Below are 20,741 nucleotides of genomic sequence, written 5' to 3' on the forward strand. Positions count from 1 at the left end.
AGCAAATCTAAAATTTAAGAAAATGAAAATATTGTTACGGATTGATTCCAGCTCAAGAACAGAAGGTTCACATTCAAGGAAACTTGCAGATTTTATTGAAAAACATTGGAAATCTAATCATCCAGATGGCCAAGTACGATATCGTGATTTAGCAACATATCACATACCACACATACAAAATGATACTATCCTTGGTTTTTATACTCCAGAACACCAACACAACAACGTCCTTAAAAAAGCACTATCAACCTCTAATGAGTTAATTAGTGAATTAGAAAATGCAAACGAAATTCTTATTAGCAGTCCGCTATACAACTTAAACGTTCCTTCTAATCTTAAAGCCTATTTTGATCAAATTACCAGAGTTGACAAAACATTTGGAGTTGATGAAAAAGGGAATTATTTTGGAATGCTAAAAGAAAAAATAGCATACCTAGCACTTGCAAAAGGAGGTTCTTATAAAGGAACTCCAATGGAAAAATATGATTTTCAGGAGCCTTATCTAAAAGCAATTTTACATCACATTGGTATTGATGTAAAAAATACATTTTCTATTGAGGGTACTTCTAACCCAGAAGTATTACAAAAAAAACTCAATGAAATTCATCAACAAATTCAAGAAAACATTTAAAAATAGTATACCATGAAAGAAGATTTTTTTAATGATGCATTAGAAAACAATGCTGTAGTTGTTCAACCCAATGAAGGAGAAACGTTTACTATGAACGGTATTTCTTTTACTTTTAAAATTACCAGTAAAGTGTCTAATGATCAATTGGGAGTTTATAATATTGTTTTAGCTCCGCGAGCAATTGGTGCAAAATTGCACTATCATAGATTTATGGATGAAACTTTTATTGTAAATAAAGGAATATTAACAATTATTACCGGTACAGATAACACTGCTCATAAAGTTGGACCAGGTACCGTGATATATGCACCCAGATTTACTCCCCATGGATTTCAGAATGACACTAATGAAGAAGTCAACATAACTCTTATGTTCAATCCATCTCAAAAGCGGGAAGGATTTTTTAGAGGGTTGAATGAAACTCTTAGTGATCAACCTATTGATCCTGAAAAATACTTAAAATTGTATAATAAATACGATAGTTTTCCTGTGGACACAGCGAATATGTTACCTATAAGAAACAAATAGCGTTTTCAAAAATACTAAGTATATGTAAATTTAAATTTAGGATGATAACAGATTTGATAATTATCCTGATAAACCTTTACATTCTTTTTATGTTTATTGTTATATCTCAAATGTTTCTTATAAATTGAGCATTTATTATCGCATACAATGAAAAAGAAAAGAATAACCTTAAAAGATATAGCAAATGAATTTAATGTGTCTATTGCTACAGTTTCTAAAGCTCTCAATGATAGTTACGAGATTAGCACTAAGACTAAAGCTAAAATTCAGGAATACGCAAAAGAACATCATTACAAACCCAATAGTATTGCGTTAAACTTACAAAATAAGAAGACCAAAACTATTGGGGTTATTATTCCGAATATCTTAAATCATTTTTTCACCAAAGTATTTGTTGGTATAGAAAAGACAGCTACCGAAAAAGGCTATAACCTCATCACTTGTATTTCTAATGAATCTTATGAAAAAGAGGTTAGCGCAATGGAGCTTCTTAAAAACTCTGCATTAGATGGTTTTATTCTTTCTATAGCAGAAGAAACGCAGGTAAAACAAAACTTCACTCATTTTCAAAACACAATAAATCAAGGCATTCCTATTGTTATGTTTGACAGAGTAACTGATGATATTGAATGTGACAAAGTTATTGTTAACGATAAAGAAGGAGCATATAACGCCACAAATCATTTTATAGAAACTGGCTGTAAAAACATAGCTATTGTTTCTACTATACATAACCTAAGCGTAGGGAAATTAAGATTAGAAGGATATAAGAAAGCACTTTTGGAAGCAGGTATTCCGGTAGATAAATCTCTTATCTTAAAAGTGGATGAATTTAACGATATCAATACTTTACTAAAAGCCTTGCTAGACTCTAGAAAAGTTGATGCTATGTTATGCTTAGAAGAAGATTCTGCAGTAAATACATTAAAAATGGTTTCTTCAAAAGGATATAAAGTTCCTGAAGATATTTCTATTATTGGTTTTACTAACGGAGTCCTGCCTAGATATGTTACACCCTCCATTACTACAATTAGTCAACATGGTATCTACTTGGGAGAAACTGCTACCAAAATGCTTATTGAAAAATTAGAAAATGAGAATTCTGAAACGTCTCATACTACAAAAGTGATAAAGACCAATCTCATAGAACGTGAAACCACCAAACCTCTCTATTAACGTATATTTTTTGCTATACTAAATTTAAAAGTGCTGCTATTTTTATAAAGTTCTTTTGCTTTTAAAAGTGCAGACGGAAAATGCTCATGATTGGGAGCGTCTGGATAATTCTGAGTTTCAAAACAAATAGAAGGAAATGTACCATATTTTACTCCATTTCTGAAGTTCCAATCCGGAAATTCTTCCAAGGTATAAATAACAACTGCAGGTTGATTTGTATACACATCCATCTGAATCCCTGTTTTTGGAGAATAAACAGATGCCTTTGCTTCTTTTTCTTTATCAAAAATAAAAGCATCATCAATGATTCCTTTTTCTTCAAGTGTATCTAGTTTTCTTGATACCAAAAAATCATATTTTGTATTAGCAACGGACTGTATTTTTCCTGTTGGTAAATGTTTTTTATCAACCTCTAAATAAGTAGAGCAGTTCAACTTTAACTCATGATCAGCAATTGTATTCTCTCCACTTAGATTATAGTATGCATGATTTGTAAGATTTATTATAGTATCCTGATCTGAAATTGCCTGATATATAATATTTAATTCATTATCATCAGTCAATTGATACGTCACTTTAACCCCAAGGGCCCCTGGATATCCTTCTTCCATGTGTTCACTATAGTAAGAAAGAGAAACTGATAATTCTTCTTCATCGATATCATCTATTTCCCAAACTTTTTCATCAAAACCTTTTCTTCCCCCATGCAGATGAACTCCTTGTTCATTATGAAGTTGATATTCTATACCGCCTACAATTATTTTTCCCTTAGAAATCCTACCTGCATACCTCCCTACAGAAGCACCTAAAAACTTGGATTCTTTTCCTTCTGATTTTGTAATATAGTCCTGCAATGTATCAAAACCTACAACCACATTAACTAATTCTCCTTCAATACCTGGTACTTCTAAACTCGTAATGGTTGCTGCAAAATTGGTAATTTGCAATTGCATCCCAGTGTTATTTTTTATCGATAAAATGAATACTTCTTTTTGATTATGAAAGCCAAATGATTTCTGCTGTATTCGTGTTTTTAATTTCCCCAATCTAAAAATTTATTTATTGTAATTTAATCAAAGTTATACATATAATCGGTAAGAATCTTTAATATCATTTATTTTACAAAATATCACAACCTATCCGAATTGAATATTTAAAAAAAACCAGAAACTACTATTTAAAATAGTAGTTTTTGGTTTTTATGTTTGTTAAGAGTATTCTTCAAGAACACTCAATAGACCAAAAAAATAAATTCTAAAAAAATCTTATATATATTGATTTATAATATTTTCAAAAAGCTCTTGTTTACCGCTTTGTAATTCTAATTCTCCATTTTCTACAGCGATATCATAAAGTTTGTTTAGATCTAGTTTTCCTTCTTCGAATGCTTTACCATTACCTGAATCAAAAGAACTATATCTTTTTTCTCTTAAACTCTCATATGAAGAAGATGAAATAATCTTATCTGCTATAGTTAGAGCTCTTGCAAATACATCTGCACCTCCAATATGCGCCAGGAATACATCTTCCATATCTGTAGAGTTTCTTCTTATTTTTGCATCAAAATTTACGCCCCCTCCTTGTAAACCACCAGATTTAAGGAAAACCAACATTGCTTCTGTTACCTCAGCAATATTATTTGGAAATTGATCTGTATCCCAGCCGTTCTGATAATCTCCTCTATTAGCATCAATACTCCCTAGCATGCCTGCATCTGCAGCAACTTGTATTTCATGCTGAAATGTATGTTGTGCCAATGTAGCGTGATTCACTTCTATATTAATCTTAAAATCTTTATCTAATCCATGTTCTTTCAGAAAAGCAATAGAGGTTGCCGTATCAAAATCATATTGATGTTTCATAGGTTCCATCGGCTTTGGCTCGATAAAAAATGTTCCTGTAAACCCTTGCCCTCTTGCATAATCTTTTGCTGCAGTAAGGAATTTACCCATATGGTCCAACTCTCTTTTCATATTGGTATTAAGAAGTGACATATATCCTTCTCTTCCTCCCCAGAAAACATAATTTTCACCATTTAGGGCAATGGTAGCATCCAATGCTAACTTTACCTGACCTCCAGCTCTCGCTAGCACATTAAAATCGGGATTTGTAGCAGCTCCATTCATGTATCTCGGGTTCGAAAAGCAATTCGCAGTTCCCCATAATAATTTTACACCAGAAGCTTTTTGCTTTTCTTTTATATACTCTACAATGCTCGATAATCTTTTTTCAGATTCTGAAAATGTCGATGCTTCTCTTACCAAATCATAATCATGAAAACAGAAGTAATCAAATCCCATTTTGGTAATAAATTCAAAAGCTGCATCTGCTTTTTCTTTTGCCGCCGTAATGGCATCCTGAGATGAATCCCATGCAAAATTTAACGTCCCTGGCCCAAATGGATCTGCTCCTGTGCCGCAGAAGGTATGCCAATATGCAATAGCAAATTTAAAATGTTCTTTCATTGTTTTACCAGCAACCACTTTATTAGCATCATAGTGCTTAAATGCCAATGGGTTATTCGAAGTAACACCTTCAAACTTTATATCTCCAATCCCTTTAAAATATTCTTTATCTCCAACTAAAGCCATCTATTTATTCTTTTATGATTTTTTTTAATTCTTTTTTCCAATTATTATACGCCTCCAAATAATCTTCTTTATTCTGAAGTGGGTGATATGTCATTACATGATCATTTTTAGTAATCATCGTACCAAAATCTTTAAATGTACCTTCACTCAAACCTGCTGCTCGAGCTGCTCCTATGGCACCTGTAGTATTATAAATTTCTATTTCCTGATTTATTAGGGTTGCAACAGTATTTGAAAAAATCTCTGAACGGAATAAATTATCATTACCAGCACGTATCACTTTAATATCTGTTCCATCTTTCTTTAAAATTTCCATCCCATACACAAATGAAAATGCAATTCCTTCTAATGCTGCTCTAAAGATATGAGACCTTGAATGTTTATTTAAATTAATATTACATATATGAGTTCCGATGGTTTGGTTGTCAAACATTCGTTCTGCACCATTACCAAATGGAATTAATTGTAAATTATTAGAACCTATAGGCACTTTTGAAGCATGAGAATTCATCGTCTGATAAGAATTCGTCTCAAGGTTAAGATTATTTTTCAACCATCTATACTGAATCCCAGCTCCATTAATACATAACAGTTTTCCAATACTTGTAGTTGTATCAGAATGATTAACGTGTGCAAAGTTGTTAAACTTAACTCCTTCTTTTGCATAAAGGGTATCTGTTACCGCATAAAGAACACCAGACGTCCCTCCTGTAGCAGCAACTTCTCCCGCATTAAAAACATTAAGGGATAAGGCATTATTGGGCTGATCCCCCGCTCTATAAAGGATGGGGATTCCAGCACTAAGGCCACTTTCTTCTGCCCCTTCTGAAGATAGTTCTCCCTGGTTAGAAAAGGTCGAGACTACCTCTGGTATCAAATCTGGATCTATATCATAATGTTCTAATAACCATTTTGCAGGTTCATCCTTTTTAAAATCCCAAAGTGTACCTTCTGATAAACCAGATCTTGTAGTATTAGCAATTCCTGTAAATTTATAAGCAATATAATCTCCCGGTAATAAGAACTTATGTACTTTTTTATATTTTTCAGGTTCATTATCTCTTACCCATTTTAATTTAGAAGAAGTAAAATTTGCAGGTGAATTGAGTATCGTAGTCATACATTGTTCCTCCCCTATCTCTTGGAATGCTTTATTTCCTATTTCTACAGCTCGGCTATCGCACCAAATGATAGAATTTCTGATCAATTCTCCATCCTCATCTATAAGCACTAATCCATGCATTTGATATGAAATCCCAATTCCTTTTATTTGATCAGGACCGATCATATTCTCTTTAAGAATACGTTTTGAAGCTTTACAAACATTTTGCCACCAGAATTCTGGATTTTGCTCTGCCCACTCTTTATGAACCGAAATAATATCCATTTCTTCCTCAGGTTCATTTACTGAAGCAATCGACTTACCAGTTTTGGCATCAACTAAAGCTGCTTTTATTGAAGAGCTTCCGATGTCAAATCCTATATAATACATACTATTCATTTTGAGGGTTCTAAATTAATTTTTATAAGATTTCATTCAAAGAAAGTATGCTTTAAAACCTCAAAAATCACTTTCAAAAAAGCAAAAAAAAAGAATATTTACATGCAGAAAAAACTCACAAAACATTAAATATCAAATATATACAAACATTTTTACAAACATTTCTTTTTCTCTCAAACGTTTAAGTAAATAATCAACTTACTAAAGCATCTATTCTTCATTTTTAAACCTTAGCCACGTAAGTAAACAAAATTTTAACATTTAAAATTTTGTTTTACTAGACGACTGGTCATACTTTTGTATCGGAAAAGAAAGATAATGTCAAAAACCCTAAAACACGAAACAAAAGCCGATCACCTTCTTGAGAAAGGTATGGAAATTGTTTGGTCAAAAGGGTACAATGGTACAAGCGTAAATGATATTGTTAAAGCCGCTGAAGTACCTAAAGGTTCTTTTTATTTCTATTTTGATAGTAAAGAAGATTTTGTTGTTAAAGCACTGGATAAATATTTTTCTTCGCAATTTACACCTGCATTAAATATTTTACAGGATAAATCAGTTTCTCCCAAACAACGTTTAACCAATTTTTATGAGTATAGGATTGAAGTACTCAAAAAAGAGTTAGAATGTAAACTAGGCTGTATGGGATGCAATTTAAGTAATGAAATGGCAGAACATAATGATAATATTCGTGAAGCCGTTTTGCTAAAAAATAATTTTGTAAAAGGAGAAATTACAAAAGTAGCTCTAGAAGCTCAAGAACAAGGAGAAATTGAAGCCTCAATGGATGTAGTGAGCATGGTAGAATTTATAGAAGATGCAGGTAAAGGTGCTATGACAACTATGAAAGAAATGCAAAGTGCATCGCCTATTGACAACCTCTTAAAAATGACAAAAAAGGTATTTTTAAAATAATTTTTTTTTGACCACATTATAGATGACTGGTCAATTATATAATATTAAACAATTCTAACCTATAATTATGAAGTAAAATTTAATAAATCAATAAACAATCAAAAAAATAGATGACCGGTCAAGTATTTAAATTTTTCTTTAGTACCGTGTCCAATTATTAATCATTTATTCGTCTACATATAAAACTCGCATCATGTCTTCTTATTTTAACCAACAAGTCGACTGGTCAACTAATCAATAAAAAAATGAATGCACTTAAAAAAGCGAGCAACGTTACTAATACGTTTGCAAAAAAATGGGCTGAATTTGTTATCAAATTTAAATGGCCCGTACTAATTACAACGCTGATTTTAGCTTTAGGGCTAGGTTCACAAGGTAATATGGAATTTGATGGAGATTATCACGTATTTTTTAGTGAATCCAACCCTGAATTAGAAGCCTTTGATGCTTTACAGGAGAAGTATACCAAAGATGACAATATTGTTATTGTTTTATCCCCTTCAAATGGTGATATATTTACCAAAGAAAATCTTATTGCGATTGAAGAACTCACTGCAGAAGCCTGGAACACTCCTTACTCTTCCAGAGTAGATGCTGTAACTAATTTTCAGCATACAAGCGCACAAGGAGATGATCTCTATGTAGATGATTTATCCTATGAATCTGCATCCAAAACAGATGCCGAAATCAAAATTATTAAAGAAAAAGCACTTAAAGAACCTTTACTCGTAAATCGTATTTTAAATGAAAAAGGTAGTGTTACTGCAATTAACGTTACTGTTAGACTGCCAGGTGAAGATAGTGCAAAAGAAATTCCAGAAGTAACTGCTTTTATTCGTGGAGCCATTTCAGATTTTCAGGAGAAACATCCAAATTTTCAGGTACATTCTTCAGGTTTAGTACCTCTTAATACAGCTTTCTTCGAATCTTCTATGAGAGATATGATGTTAACTATGATTATGCTAATTATTGTAATCATTACTACATTGATTCTTACCAGAAACTTTTTTAGCACCTTAGCTACTTTAGTTGTTGTATTATTCTCTATTATGAGCGCCATAGGGTTTGTAGGTATTATGGGTATTAAACTCACTCCTCCTTCTTCTGTATTCCCGACTATGATCTTAACTCTCGCTGTAGCCGATAGTATTCATATACTGATCACTATGCTTCAGAAAATGCGTAAAGACGGGTATACAAAAAAAGAAGCTTTAGCCGAGTCCATGCGTCTTAATTTTATGCCAGTTTTCATCACCAGTTTAACCACAGTTATTGGATTTCTAACTATGAATTTTGGGGATGTTCCTCCATTTTGGGACCTCGGAAATATCACAGCATTCGGAATGACAATGGCGTTTATTTTCTCTACAACTGCACTACCAGCCCTAATGGCAATTTTACCCGTAAAAGTTAAAGAGAAAAAAGAAACAACTGAAACAGAAAAATTGGGATGGTATACTAACCTTGGTCTTTTTGTAGCCAAACAACCCGTAAAACTCACTTTGATTTCAATAGCTATCATTAGTGGACTTACTTATTTGGCAACCAAGAATCAATTTAATGATGAATTCATCAATTATTTTGATGAGACCGTACAATTTAGAAGTGATACTGATTATATAAGTAACAACTTAACCGGAATATACAATGTTGAATTTTCTGTAGGAAGTGGTGAAAGTGGTGGAATTAATAATCCACAGTATCTTAAAAAATTAAATGAGTTTGAAGACTGGTTAGATGAACAACCAGAAGTTGTTCATGTAAATGCTTTTAGCGAGGTTGCCAGAAGGGTAAATAGATCCATGCATGGCGATAATGAAGCCTATTACAATGTTCCCAGTAACAGGGAAGAAGCTGCTCAATATCTATTATTATACGAGCTTTCTCTTCCATTTGGATTAGACCTAAATAACCAAATTAATGTAGATAAATCTGAGACACGAGTAACAGTAACTATCGAAAATATCTCGAGTGCAGAAATGATTGCTTTTTCTAAACGAGCAGAAAATTGGTTAAAAAATAATACTCCAGAACCTATGCATACTATAGGCGTAAGTCCAACACTTATGTTTTCAAAACTAGGGTTTCGTCAAGCCGATAGTATGTTTAAAGGAAACATTATTGCTTTAATCTTGATTTCTTTAGTATTAATGTTTGCTTTAAGAAACTTTAAGCTGGGGCTTTTAAGTATTATCCCGAATGTGACTCCTGTCTTGGTTGGGTTTGGTTTTTGGGCTATGTACAAAGCACAAATTAATACTGGTATGGTTATCGTTTTTGGTATGACTCTAGGAATTATAGTAGACGATACGGTTCATTTTATGAGTAAGTTTCTTCGGGCTCGTAGAGAACTTGGATATGACTCAAAACAAGCTGTGATTTATGCCTTCGAAACCGTAGGTAAAGCATTAGTAACGACAACCATAGTTCTCCTGGCAGGATTTGCAGTACTATCTACCTCATCGTTTGCTTTAAATAGTTACATGGCTCGAATCACGGTTATCATTATTCTAGCCGCACTAATTATCGATTTTATATTACTTCCCTCACTACTTATTCTTGTGAGTAAAAAAAGTGAAACCAAAGCTCCTGTGCAGGAACTAAAACCACAAGTACAACTTGATAAATAACATATTCAATATTAAAAATTAAAACAATGAAAAAGCTAATTTTTACAGTAATAGCATTAGTAGCAATAACCAATTTAAACGCTCAAAATGCTGCAGAACGAGGTTTACAAGTTGCTAAAGCAGCTGATAAAGCCGATCAAGGTTTCAATAGCTCTATTGTAAACCTAAAAATGACCCTTAAAAATAAGAATGGGCAAACCAGTGAACGATTATTAATAACAAGAACTTTAGAGCAAACAGAAGATGGGGATAAATCTTTAATCGTTTTTAATAGTCCAAAAGATGTAAAAGGTACTTCCACACTTACCTTCACTCATAAAGTCGGATCAGATGATCAATGGTTGTTCTTACCTTCTATTAAAAGAGTAAAAAGAATCTCTTCTAATAACAAATCAGGTCCTTTTGTTGGAAGTGAATTTGCGTATGAAGACCTTTCTTCTCAAGAAGTTGAAAAATACACCTATACATTCTTAGAGGAAAAAGGAAATCTTCTGATTGTAGAACAAGACCCCGTTGACCCAAAATCCGGTTATACCAGACGTCTGGTAACCTATAATAAAGAAAAAGGATATCGTCTTGAAAAAGTGGAATTTTACGATCGAAAAAATTCATTATTAAAAACGCTCAATTATAGTGATTATAAATTGTACAAAGGCAAATTTTGGAGAGCACTCACTTTGCATATGGTAAATCATCAAAGTAATAAAGAGACTGTTTTAAAATTTGGTGAATATAATTTTGAAGCAAAACTTGCAGAGGAGGATTTCACCCAGGTGGCGCTTCAGCGTGCCGGACAGTAAATACATATCATAATGGAACACACAAGGTTAAGTTTACTATACTCTATAGCAGTTCTTTGGATTAGTGGATTGTTATTATTAGTTAAACCAAGCCTTGTGTTCTCCTTTTTAAATAGTAGCACAACATATCCGCTAGAATTGGCTAACTTATTGGGAGTACTATTCTTAATCATAGGGTCTTTTATAACTCTAATATTTAAGTATAAAGTAGAAAAGATTTATAAATGGACGATCTTGATTCGTATCTTTTTTAGTTTATGTTCCTTAGGACTATACTTCGTATATCACAATTCTTTTTTCGTTACTCTGCTTTTTATGATTCTTATCGGAGTATTGATTACAGTGCTTGGCCTTGTCAAAGATCAGGAAATAAAAAAATAGTACATGAAAATTAAATATATTTATTACCTACTTCTGTTATCAGGGGTATTTACTACATATGCTCAAAACGAAGATGTAAAAAAAGTCAATCATGATTTTGAGCTAGAATTAGAAAGTGAATACCGATATTTTTATGACGATGCTCTTTTTGAAGATCAGAAAGATCATTTCCCTTCTTTTGCTATACGTCCAGAATACGCTATTGATTGGAACAAAGGTTATGAAAGTATCAATTTTAAAGGTTTTTTCAGACTTGATGTTGATGATGAGCGTACTCATTGGGATATACGAGAATTATATTATCAAAAAGCCAAAAATAATTGGGAATTCAGTCTTGGACTCAAAAAGGTATACTGGGGTGTAACCGAAAGTAACCATCTGGTAGATATTATTAACCAAACCGATGCAGTTGAAACTTTTGATGGTGAAGAAAAACTCGGACAGCCTATGGCACAATTTACCTGGATTACTCAAAATTTAGGGACTTTTGATTTCTTTTATCTCCCCTATCACCGTAAACGTACTTTTGCCGGTGAAAAAGGAAGATTACGTTTTCCTGTAGTTATTGACAAAGAGGATTTGCAATATGAAAGTAGTGCAGAAGAATGGCGTCAGGATATTGCATTTAGATGGAAGCATTATTTTGATATTGTAGATATTGGAGTATCACACTTTTACGGTACAGGTCGAGAACCTCTTTTTGATTTTGATGCTACAGGAAATATTAATGCCTTTTATCCTGTAATTAACCAAACTGGTTTAGAATTACAGATTACTCATGATGCTTTTCTCTGGAAACTAGAATCTATTTATCGTAATGCAGATGCTCAGGATTTCTTTGCTTTGGTTGCTGGTCTGGAATATACGTTTTCTAATATTGATGGAAATGGCCTGGATATAGGATTATTAGGAGAGTATTTGTATGATGAACGCGATGAACTTGCTTTAAATGCATTGCAAAATGATCTGTTTTTTGGAAGCAGAATAGCTTTTAATGACACTCAAGATACTTCAATCTTAATTGGAGGTATTACAGATCTAGAGTCTGATAGTACCATATTCAGTCTAGAAGCTTCTCGACGTTTTGGTAGTAGCTGGACTGCAGAAGTAGAAGCTCGAATATTTAATAACATCGATCAAAATGAATTAATCTTATCTAATTTTAGAGAAGATAGTTTTTTCAGAATTTCAATTTCTAAATATTTTTAAGTATTAATTTCTAAATCCTTTTCATAGAAAGAAAGTTTTTTACTCTTCATACAGCAAGATATCTTTTAGTATTTTTACTAAACAAGTGATATCACATGAAGAGAAAACAACCTGTAAAAATCAAAAAAACAAAGTTAGCTAAGAGCTTTGGAAAAGCTCCGGGAACTGTAGTATATATAGGTGAAAAAGAGCATCTTTCAACAAAAATAGAAATTCATGATTACACTAAAGACTCTTATAATATAACCGAAACTGATAATATTGAAGATGCTTTTGTATTTAAAGGAAATGATCATACTTCCTGGATTAACATAAACGGATTAAGTCACACAAAAGAGATTACCCGAATTGGAGAATTTTATGGATTACATCCTTTGTTGCTTGAAGATATTGTAAATACAAATCAACGTGCCAAAATAGAAGAGTATGAGACTCATATTTTTTTGGTTTTAAAAATGATGTATTTTAATAAAAAACAAGAATTTACAGTAGAACATATATCAATTGTGCTTGGCAAGGGCTATGTAATTACTTTTCAAGAGTCAGAAGAAGATATTTTTGACCCCCTGAGATCAAGAATATCTAATTCAAAAAGTAGAATTCGTAATTCTTCTTCCGATTATCTTGGGTATTCACTGTTGGATGCAGTCTTTGATAATTACTTTGTAGTAATTGAGCATTTAGGAGATAAAGTTGAACTTTTGGAAGATGAACTATTTAACGAAAAAACTAATAGTAATATCACGCAAGATATTCAATCCCTAAAACGTGAAATCCTTAGAATACGAAGAAGTGTTCTACCATTAAGAGAAGTTATTGGCAGAATAATAAAATCTGAAACCGATCTTATTCAAGAGAAAAATAAGGATTATTTTAGAGACTTATATGACCACATTATTCATGTTCATGAAAATATTGATGTATATCGTGAAATGATTTGGGGGCTAATGGACATGTATATGACGACCATAAGTAATAAAATGAATGGAATAATGAAGGTCCTAACCATCATTTCAACTATTTTCATTCCCCTGACTTTTATTGTGGGGGTTTATGGAATGAACTTTGAATACATTCCCGAATTAAAGTGGAAATACAGCTATTATGTCCTTTGGGGCATTATGTTCCTCTTATTTTTGGCATTATTAATATTCTTCAGGAAGAAGAAATGGCTTTAAACTATTCATAATATCACCACGAATTTCCAAATAAACAAAAACAGTTAAATCACGGTTAACATTTAGATCCAAGGAGACACCTAAAGGCTTAGAGGATTTACAGCCAAACTATTAAACAACTTAGCTTTTGTTGTGAAAAACTTGTTCTGTACTTCTATTTCCTTAAGTTTTGCATCAATAAGGCTTTTTTCTCTTGAATTGATGAGAAATAATGAACTCTCTCCAAAACTAAATTTACGTTCTTCTGCGGCAAGCAAAGTATTATAATCTCTGACTATATTTTCTATTAACTCATTTTGGTTAATAAAGGATTCTAATTCTGCAAATATAGCTGTCACTTTATTTTTAATTTGTAACTGTGTAGTTTCAAGTTCGAATCTAGCATCTTGAACTTTATACTTTGCCAATTTTAAAGCTCCTCGTTCTTTCCTTAAAAAAAGAGGGAAACTAAAACTAACACCACCCTTATATTCTGCAGTGTTAAAAGATCGTGCTGTTTCTGGTGTTTCTGTTAAAAAATTATATTCTAGATCAATCTTTGGTAATAGCTTATTAGCTTTTAACTTTCTATCGACTTCCAAACCTTCAATTTTATATGCTAAAGATTTAAGTTTAGGGTGGTTTTCTAATGTAAAACTACTTAACGGACTACCTTCTATTTCTAATGTACTATCAATAACTTCTTCAACTTTCTGATCTGGTATCACATTAGATTGCAATTCTATTGGCACATTACCTTCTAACCATAAGAAATTAGATAATGCTAAGGACGACTTCATGAGTTTTACTTTTGCCTGCTCAAGGCTCAAGGTTCTATTCTGAAAAGCAATTTTAGCCTCTGTTGTATCAATAGCTGCTTTATCACCAGCCAAAGCACTCCTCTTTACACCTTCAAAGCGAATTTTAGCATTTTGTACAAAGTCATTATAAATCTCTTTTTCAGCATAAGCTCTTAACCAATCAAAATAAGCTAAAGAAGCATCATATAAAATTTGATTTACCAATAGATCTCTATTTGCTTTAGTTTGTTCTCTAAAAAATTTAGCTTTACGCAAGGTTGCCATTCTATCATTAATCAATAAACCTCGTGCAATAGGGATAGAGACTCCTGCACTAAAAAGACCATCATCAGGAACAGAATTTTGGGGATTTAGAAAATCACCATCATTTTGTTCAAAACCTCCTTTAAACTCTATACCATACCAGGTTGGAATCTTAAATGTAGCATTTAACAGATCATAATACTCTGTTCCTTTAAATTTCTTTCTATCATAATCTACTTCCATTTTAGGATCAAACCCTCCACGAGCTTTCATAAGATTTGCTTGTCCGATATCTATATTTAACTCAGCTTGCTTAGTTATCGGATGATATTTTTTTACATACCCCAGGTATTCTTTAAAATTAAGAACAATAGTATCGGTTTCTATTTCTTGAGAAAAGAGTGAAGAGACCAAAAAAAGTAGGGAATACAATAAATAGTTCCTCATTTTATTTTTTTTCAGATATTACTTTTTCTCCATTAGGTTGATAATAATTTGGTGGGAAACCGTTGAGTTTACGCCATAATTCAAACCATATAGGTACATCTTCTAATAATGCAAGTGTTCTGGCTCCGGATCCAACTTGTATTTTTGGCCACTCATGATCATCTTGATCAGGAGCAATTAGAATTCTGTATTTTCCATTTTTACTGATAAAAGTTTCGATAGCAACAATCTTTCCTCCATAAGTACCATATGAAATATTAGGCCATCCGCTAAAAATAATTGCAGGCCAACCATCGAATTGTATACGTATCTTTTCACCTAAGTGAATTAAAGGAAGATCTATAGGTTTTACATAGGTTTCTACTGCCAAATCATATTCAGAAGGCATTATATTCACCAACTGATCTCCTTCTTTGAACGTTTCCCCTACTCCTGATCGTAATGTTTTATTAATAAAACCACTTTGGGGGGCTTTAATGTAATGCATATCATTACGCATTTCATAATTCGTATATTGATTTTCTAGTTTGGTCACCTGAGCCTCTGCATCAAACTGGCTAGATTGCGCCGTAAATCTATCACTCTGCGATTTTGATATTTTATCTGTGTACTCTGCTTGAACGCGATTAATTTCTACTTGTGCATTAATCACTTCATTTTTGCTAGCTAACAATTTATTTTCTTGCGAAATCAATTTTGCCTGTGTTTCCTGCAATTTCAATCTTTTTTCCTCTACATCTGTAACTGCTTTTAATCCTTCATTCTGTAATTGCTCAGTACGATTATATTGACGTTCTGCTATTGTAACATTGGTTTTTGCAGCTTCTAAATCTATACTGTCACTTTGTACCTTTAGTTTTGATTGTAACAGTTTATTTTTGGCTTGTTGTAGTTTTAGACTTCGCTCATTAACCAAAGCACTTGCTTGATTTTCTAAAGCCTTCACCTTTTCCTGATAGGAATTCACTGCCATTGATTTTGCCTTAATTTGTTGACCAGTACGAGCTACCAGATTAGGATCAAAATATTCGTTTTTCACTTCAGAAATAAATAAAATAGTATCTCCTTTCTTTACAAAATCTCCTTCTTGAACATACCATTTTTCTATTCTACCAGGTATCGGTGATTGAATGGTTTGCGGACGTTGATCTGGTTTTAAAGTGGTTAAATAACCATCTCCAGAAATATTTTGAGTCCAAGGAAGAAAGAGTATAATAAATACAGATACGGCAAATATTTTCAAAAAACGATTAAAATATTTATGATGCCTTTTGTGAAAGACCTTTTGAATCGCATTATAATCAGAAAGGTCAACCTTCTTATTTAATGTATTATGTGAGATATTCAACATAGTTCTTTATTTATCACTTATAATTTTACCATTTTCGATATTGATAACTCTACCGCATCGTTTTATCCATTTGTTATTTTGACTCACTACAACTAGAGCCCAAGGATTGGAAGAGTCTGTAAGAAAATCCATAATTCTATTTACTTCCTGATCATCAAACTGATCTAATGGATCTTTTAAAATTAAAAGTTTAGGTTTTCTAACAATACTTCTAGCCAAAACTATCTTTTTAGCTATAGTATAAGACATTTGTTTTCCTTCTGGATACAGTATCGTTTTTAGACCTTTGGGTTGTTCCTTTACAAATTGAGTAAGTCCAACTTTTTCAAGAGCCCAATACACATCTTCAAAAGGGATATCGGTATCCCCAAAAGTTATGTTTTCCAGTATTGTACCTTCAAAAGGGGATTCCTCTGTTAGAGACTGTCCCAAATGAGCTCTGTAGTAATTAAGATTAATTCCTCTAAGTTCTACATCATTTATATAAATACTCCCTCTATTAGGTTCGATAAGCCCAGCTATTAATCGTAATAACGTTGATTTACCAGATCCATTAGACCCCTGCACCAGAATAGTGCAGCTTTCTGTTATTTTGAGTGAGACATCATCCAATATTTTTCTTTTACCTTCAGGAGTAGCATAAGAAACGTGATCTAGTTCTACTGTGAATCCTTCATTTGTTTTAAAAGGTTTTTCACCTTCTTGCGGTTCTAAATCTTTATCCACAACCTGTCCTAATTTTTCGAGAGAAGTTAGAACATCATAGAAAGATTCTAAGCCAGTTATTAATTTTTCTACAGAACCAATAACTAATACTATAATAATTTCTGCAGCAACAAATTGTCCTATATTCATTTCTTGATTAAGGACGAGAATACCTCCTATGAGCAAAAGTCCAGCAGTTACCAAAACTTTAAAACCAATCATTTGAATGAATTGAATCACTAGCACTTTAAAATGACTTTCTCTTGCCGAAAGGTATTCTGATACTAATGCATCATTTTTTTGTAATGCAAGATTTGTTTTTCCAGAAAGCTTAAAACTTACTATAGATCTCGCTATTTCTTGAATCCAATGCGCAACTTTGTATTTACTTTTGGATTCTTTTAGACTTGTTTCTAAACCACGTTTAGCAGTATATTTAAAGACTATATACACCAGAAGTAATAATAATAATCCATAAATTATAAAAAATGGATGATAAAATGAAAGTAGCGTCAATCCAAAAATTATCTGTAAAAGAGCAGCCGGAAAATCAACTAATATCTTAGCTAATCCTTTTTGAGTTGTTAACGTATCAAAAAAACGATTGGCCAACTCTGGCGGATAATAATTACGTAATTCACTCATTTTGATTTTCGGGAAACGATATGAAAATTCAAAAGAGGCTCTTGTAAAGATTTTTTGTTGAACATTCTCTATTATCCGAATTTGCATAAGTTGTAATAATCCAACAAACAAAACACCTGCTGTTACCAGAATTACTAAAATAATCCAGGAAGTGCTAATTTGAGCACCTTGTACCAGATTGATAATTGCCTGAATACCTAGAGGAAGTGAAAGATTAACTAATCCTGCAAATATCGCATAATAAAATGTCTGCAAAATATCCTTTTTGTCAAGCTTCAAAAGCCCTATTAGCCTTTGCCAAGCCGTCAAAACGTTTTTTGCCATAAATTATTTCTTTATCGAATTAAAAACAAGGTTCATAAAATAGGTAGTGGGAGTCACATTTTTATTACAATCAGTTAATGAAGGAAAATGCTCTCTTAAAAAATGTTGATGTAGCGCTCCTTCAATAATTGTACTCGATAAACTAGAGCTATATTGATATTGAGAATCAAATTCTTTAATCATATCACTAAGTCGCATTACCAAACGTTTATATATAGAGAAGTAACCTTCTTTATTTTCTTCATCTACTTCTTTGGTTAAATATGATTTAGAATATTCGTTAATTACAATTTTGTTTAAAAGCACTTCATTAATATGAGAAAAAGAAGAATCTTCTTTTACTGACCTGGTAATGATTTCTATTGCTTTTTTTAATTTTTCTTCCGGATTAGCAATACTATTGGTCGAAAACACCAATTGATATTCTAGCCATCCCCAATACCAAGATGTTAAATACAACAATAGCTTATGCTTGTTTTCAAAATATCGATAAATAGAACTTTCATTAGAACCAATTTTCTCACCAAGTTTCTTAAATGTGAAACTTTCAAAACCAACTTCCTGAATCATAAGAATACTATGCTCTATGATTCTTTTGCCTAATGCAGAAGATTCTGGATCTTTGATATAAATCTTCTCATTAATCCTAACTTTCAAATCCTGAAGTAAATATTTCATTTGTTTATCTTGATTAATTTTAAAAACATTTAGTGCAAATTTAAAAGTAATACTATCAATTACTAATAGATTAACTTTTATTTAACCAATGATATATTTACAAGTCCTTAATAATTAATAATTTTATAATTAGACAAGCCATTTAGTAACCATAAATAAGAATAGTCATGAAAAAAATTCTAATTTTTGCATTATTATCATTTTTTATAGCAAAAGGACACGGAAACACGTCTAATGCACAGGATCCAATTGAAGTTGGAGATATTTTGGTTATCGGAAAGCCTTCTGCCCAACAATATCAGCACATACACTTTCCTAAGACAAATTTCATTATAAAAAAAGGAGGTATCCCTAATTACAAATCGTTGATTGGAGAACGCGTAATCGTTACCGAAGTAGCTCAAGATAAAGAAGGAAATCGCAAGATTACTTTGAAAAGGGAAGATGGACGTAAATTCTTCAATAGTATATCTCGAGTTAAAATAAACCTAGAAAAAGCGCTGGAGAACAAAGAAGTTGTCCTCGTTAGATGATCAGAAAATAAAAAACCATCCCTAGTAAACGGGATGGTTTTTATGCAAAAGTTCAAAGCTTTTGTATTAAATTTTAATTCTTAGTATAATGCTTCTAATGCTATACGGTCAAAATTACTGAATTCTCCGTCTTCATTACCGCTAAAACAAGCGATCATAAAAGAATCAGTATCTAATCCTGCTTGACCTGTTTGGTTGGCAGTTGGTGTACCTGGAATGTGGATTGCTCCTACACCTCCATCACCTTCATTAGAACCATCAGGGCAATTTCTTCTTGCATAGTTAGTATGTCTTAGACCTACAGAGTGACCCATTTCATGACCAATTACATGCTCATTAACATTAGTACTAAAACTATCAGTACCCGCATTGATCTGAATGTATTTGTTAGGTCTACCACCACTTGGGAATCCTGCAGAACCACCACCACCGGAACGGTTGTTGTTATATACAACCATATCTACATTATTACCTTGATCTGTACCAAAAGTAAGTACAAAATTAAGGCTGATATTAATACGGTTATAGTTATTTACTGCCCATTGTAAACCAGTACGCATTTTACTGGTAAGTGCGTTTCCACTTCCAGTCCAACCTGTTACACGAATAGTTCTACCCTGACTTACAAGGTTTCTTGTTCTATACTGCTTAGCATTATTTTCACTTTCCTCCAATGCTTGCTCTGCTAGTTGGTCTAATGCAAAGATAATATCTCCATCTGCAAGAATAGCGTCAAAAGGCTGCTGCCCTGGGTGTTGTACAGTAATATATTCTGCACCAAAATCACTCACACCAGTTTTCAAAAGAGCTTCTCTATGCTCTTTAGATATTGATTCTGTAACTGCTTCTGGTTGAGCTTCGCTGGCAACATCACTTTTTTCACAAGATGTTGAAAAACCAGCAACGATAGCGCAAAGCGCTAGTACTTTGATTTTTTTCATTTTAATAAGTTGAGTTTGTGTAGTTATTAAACTAAAATAGAATTTTTACATCCTATCCTAAATGCAATTATGTAAAAAACTTTGAACTTTTTAAATTTTTGCGAGCTGAAGATATGATATTTTTTTTTAAATATCAGTTAATATTTTAAAGAATTCTCTGTAAATACGGTAAAACCGTAAGATTCTTCTAAAGAAAACGAGGGAAACTTAAAGTGTAATTAATAGAAAATCGATCAAATACACAAAGTATGAATTGTACAAATATGTGAAAAAACTGTTAAAACAAAAGAAAAATAAGGATGTTAAATAAAACTTAAACTACCCCAGGAAAAACAGACAAGAGAGTTTTTTCTTACAAATTATAAAGTTTACAATACAAATGTTAAAAAAAACTAAAAAAATTATATATATAACCCGTTGTGCATTTAGAAAAAGTTGCGCAAACTGCTAAAAGGCAGTAAATTGTAGTTACGACACTATAATTCATATGCACAACTTTCAAGCAAATTACGATAAAATACTCAAGGTTTTAAA

The 20,741-nt window shown here is 32.3% G+C and carries 18 protein-coding genes; 10 read left to right on the forward strand and 8 right to left on the reverse strand.

From position 1 onward, the window contains the following. The first annotated feature begins 22 nt into the window (after positions 1-22). The 3 genes from FOF46_RS24235 (at position 23) to FOF46_RS24245 (ending at position 2,335) form a co-directional block, all read left to right on the forward strand. Positions 23-631, forward strand: a complete 609-nt coding sequence (locus FOF46_RS24235; protein WP_143918250.1) for an FMN-dependent NADH-azoreductase — start codon at positions 23-25, stop codon at positions 629-631. A gap of 12 nt (positions 632-643) precedes the next feature. Then, positions 644-1,159 carry a cupin domain-containing protein gene (locus FOF46_RS24240; protein ID WP_143918251.1) on the forward strand — a complete coding sequence of 172 codons (516 nt, stop codon included), beginning with the start codon at positions 644-646 and terminating at the stop codon, positions 1,157-1,159. 147 nt (positions 1,160-1,306) lie between these two features. Then, on the forward strand, positions 1,307-2,335 hold the full coding sequence (locus FOF46_RS24245; RefSeq protein WP_143918252.1) for a LacI family DNA-binding transcriptional regulator: 1,029 nt from the start codon (positions 1,307-1,309) through the stop codon (positions 2,333-2,335). Here FOF46_RS24245 and FOF46_RS24250 read toward each other — a convergent pair. From FOF46_RS24250 to FOF46_RS24260, 3 genes are all read right to left on the reverse strand, one after another. Continuing rightward, entirely contained in the window at positions 2,332-3,381 is a 1,050-nt protein-coding gene (locus FOF46_RS24250) for an aldose epimerase family protein (RefSeq protein ID WP_143918253.1), read from the reverse strand. The two genes, FOF46_RS24245 and FOF46_RS24250, sit on opposite strands and share 4 nt — an antisense overlap. A gap of 219 nt (positions 3,382-3,600) precedes the next feature. Beyond that, positions 3,601-4,926: a xylose isomerase gene (gene xylA, locus FOF46_RS24255; RefSeq protein WP_109435116.1), complete on the reverse strand. Its 1,326-nt coding sequence runs from the start codon at positions 4,924-4,926 to the stop codon at positions 3,601-3,603. A 4-nt stretch (positions 4,927-4,930) separates the two neighbouring features. Beyond that, positions 4,931-6,418 (reverse strand): xylulokinase, encoded by a 1,488-nt coding sequence (locus FOF46_RS24260; protein WP_143918257.1) that lies wholly within the window; start codon positions 6,416-6,418, stop codon positions 4,931-4,933. Positions 6,419-6,745: 327 nt separating this feature from the next. Between FOF46_RS24260 and FOF46_RS24265 the strand changes: the two genes are divergently transcribed. The 6 genes from FOF46_RS24265 to corA all read left to right on the forward strand — a co-directional run bounded on the left by FOF46_RS24265 (position 6,746) and on the right by corA (position 13,540). Beyond that, positions 6,746-7,342: a TetR/AcrR family transcriptional regulator gene (locus FOF46_RS24265; protein ID WP_109435118.1), complete on the forward strand. Its 597-nt coding sequence runs from the start codon at positions 6,746-6,748 to the stop codon at positions 7,340-7,342. A gap of 245 nt (positions 7,343-7,587) precedes the next feature. Further along, positions 7,588-9,972: an efflux RND transporter permease subunit gene (locus FOF46_RS24270; protein ID WP_109435119.1), complete on the forward strand. Its 2,385-nt coding sequence runs from the start codon at positions 7,588-7,590 to the stop codon at positions 9,970-9,972. 26 nt (positions 9,973-9,998) lie between these two features. Continuing rightward, a complete protein-coding gene (locus FOF46_RS24275; RefSeq protein ID WP_109435120.1) occupies positions 9,999-10,772 on the forward strand; it encodes an outer membrane lipoprotein-sorting protein in 774 nt (257 codons plus the stop codon). Positions 10,773-10,784: 12 nt separating this feature from the next. Next, on the forward strand, positions 10,785-11,153 hold the full coding sequence (locus FOF46_RS24280) for a hypothetical protein (protein ID WP_143918254.1): 369 nt from the start codon (positions 10,785-10,787) through the stop codon (positions 11,151-11,153). 3 nt (positions 11,154-11,156) lie between these two features. After that, positions 11,157-12,362, forward strand: a complete 1,206-nt coding sequence (locus tag FOF46_RS24285; RefSeq protein ID WP_109435121.1) for a hypothetical protein — start codon at positions 11,157-11,159, stop codon at positions 12,360-12,362. Positions 12,363-12,457: 95 nt separating this feature from the next. After that, positions 12,458-13,540, forward strand: a complete 1,083-nt coding sequence (corA, locus tag FOF46_RS24290; RefSeq protein WP_109435122.1) for a magnesium/cobalt transporter CorA — start codon at positions 12,458-12,460, stop codon at positions 13,538-13,540. Between the two features lie 80 nt (positions 13,541-13,620). On the opposite strand, the gene FOF46_RS24295 is transcribed toward corA, so the two are convergent. From FOF46_RS24295 to FOF46_RS24310, 4 genes are read right to left on the reverse strand one after another with little or no spacing between them, the layout of a single operon-like run. Continuing rightward, positions 13,621-15,030 carry a TolC family protein gene (locus FOF46_RS24295; RefSeq protein WP_109435123.1) on the reverse strand — a complete coding sequence of 470 codons (1,410 nt, stop codon included), beginning with the start codon at positions 15,028-15,030 and terminating at the stop codon, positions 13,621-13,623. Position 15,031: 1 nt separating this feature from the next. Next, the gene (locus FOF46_RS24300; protein WP_109435124.1) at positions 15,032-16,381 is read right to left on the reverse strand and encodes an HlyD family secretion protein; all 1,350 of its coding nucleotides are present in this window, start codon (positions 16,379-16,381) and stop codon (positions 15,032-15,034) included. Between the two features lie 6 nt (positions 16,382-16,387). Beyond that, a complete protein-coding gene (locus tag FOF46_RS24305; RefSeq protein WP_109435125.1) occupies positions 16,388-18,055 on the reverse strand; it encodes a peptidase domain-containing ABC transporter in 1,668 nt (555 codons plus the stop codon). 3 nt (positions 18,056-18,058) lie between these two features. Then, the gene (locus FOF46_RS24310; protein ID WP_109435126.1) at positions 18,059-18,733 is read right to left on the reverse strand and encodes a TetR/AcrR family transcriptional regulator; all 675 of its coding nucleotides are present in this window, start codon (positions 18,731-18,733) and stop codon (positions 18,059-18,061) included. Positions 18,734-18,900: 167 nt separating this feature from the next. On the opposite strand from FOF46_RS24310, the gene FOF46_RS24315 reads away from it, so the two are divergent. Next, the gene (locus FOF46_RS24315) at positions 18,901-19,266 is read left to right on the forward strand and encodes a hypothetical protein (RefSeq protein WP_143918255.1); all 366 of its coding nucleotides are present in this window, start codon (positions 18,901-18,903) and stop codon (positions 19,264-19,266) included. A gap of 80 nt (positions 19,267-19,346) precedes the next feature. Here FOF46_RS24315 and FOF46_RS24320 read toward each other — a convergent pair whose 3' ends face one another. Continuing rightward, positions 19,347-20,207: a M57 family metalloprotease gene (locus tag FOF46_RS24320; protein ID WP_143918256.1), complete on the reverse strand. Its 861-nt coding sequence runs from the start codon at positions 20,205-20,207 to the stop codon at positions 19,347-19,349. Positions 20,208-20,741 lie beyond the last annotated feature (534 nt).

Origin of the sequence: Aquimarina algiphila (genome assembly GCF_007489275.1) — a bacterium.
Taxonomy (GTDB): domain Bacteria; phylum Bacteroidota; class Bacteroidia; order Flavobacteriales; family Flavobacteriaceae; genus Aquimarina; species Aquimarina algiphila.

What these genes read in the sequence shown, in the direction of transcription:
- FOF46_RS24295 (WP_109435123.1), bottom strand. Translation starts at nt 15,030, where the DNA reads ATGAGGAACTATTTATTGTATTCCCTACTTTTTTTGGTCTCTTCACTC.
- FOF46_RS24265 (WP_109435118.1), top strand. Translation starts at nt 6,746, where the DNA reads ATGTCAAAAACCCTAAAACACGAAACAAAAGCCGATCACCTTCTTGAG.
- FOF46_RS24235 (WP_143918250.1), top strand. Translation starts at nt 23, where the DNA reads ATGAAAATATTGTTACGGATTGATTCCAGCTCAAGAACAGAAGGTTCA.
- FOF46_RS24315 (WP_143918255.1), top strand. Translation starts at nt 18,901, where the DNA reads ATGAAAAAAATTCTAATTTTTGCATTATTATCATTTTTTATAGCAAAA.
- FOF46_RS24280 (WP_143918254.1), top strand. Translation starts at nt 10,785, where the DNA reads ATGGAACACACAAGGTTAAGTTTACTATACTCTATAGCAGTTCTTTGG.
- FOF46_RS24305 (WP_109435125.1), bottom strand. Translation starts at nt 18,055, where the DNA reads ATGGCAAAAAACGTTTTGACGGCTTGGCAAAGGCTAATAGGGCTTTTG.
- FOF46_RS24260 (WP_143918257.1), bottom strand. Translation starts at nt 6,418, where the DNA reads ATGTATTATATAGGATTTGACATCGGAAGCTCTTCAATAAAAGCAGCT.
- FOF46_RS24285 (WP_109435121.1), top strand. Translation starts at nt 11,157, where the DNA reads ATGAAAATTAAATATATTTATTACCTACTTCTGTTATCAGGGGTATTT.
- FOF46_RS24275 (WP_109435120.1), top strand. Translation starts at nt 9,999, where the DNA reads ATGAAAAAGCTAATTTTTACAGTAATAGCATTAGTAGCAATAACCAAT.
- FOF46_RS24320 (WP_143918256.1), bottom strand. Translation starts at nt 20,207, where the DNA reads ATGAAAAAAATCAAAGTACTAGCGCTTTGCGCTATCGTTGCTGGTTTT.
- FOF46_RS24240 (WP_143918251.1), top strand. Translation starts at nt 644, where the DNA reads ATGAAAGAAGATTTTTTTAATGATGCATTAGAAAACAATGCTGTAGTT.
- FOF46_RS24270 (WP_109435119.1), top strand. Translation starts at nt 7,588, where the DNA reads ATGAATGCACTTAAAAAAGCGAGCAACGTTACTAATACGTTTGCAAAA.
- xylA (WP_109435116.1), bottom strand. Translation starts at nt 4,926, where the DNA reads ATGGCTTTAGTTGGAGATAAAGAATATTTTAAAGGGATTGGAGATATA.
- corA (WP_109435122.1), top strand. Translation starts at nt 12,458, where the DNA reads ATGAAGAGAAAACAACCTGTAAAAATCAAAAAAACAAAGTTAGCTAAG.
- FOF46_RS24310 (WP_109435126.1), bottom strand. Translation starts at nt 18,733, where the DNA reads ATGAAATATTTACTTCAGGATTTGAAAGTTAGGATTAATGAGAAGATT.
- FOF46_RS24245 (WP_143918252.1), top strand. Translation starts at nt 1,307, where the DNA reads ATGAAAAAGAAAAGAATAACCTTAAAAGATATAGCAAATGAATTTAAT.
- FOF46_RS24300 (WP_109435124.1), bottom strand. Translation starts at nt 16,381, where the DNA reads ATGTTGAATATCTCACATAATACATTAAATAAGAAGGTTGACCTTTCT.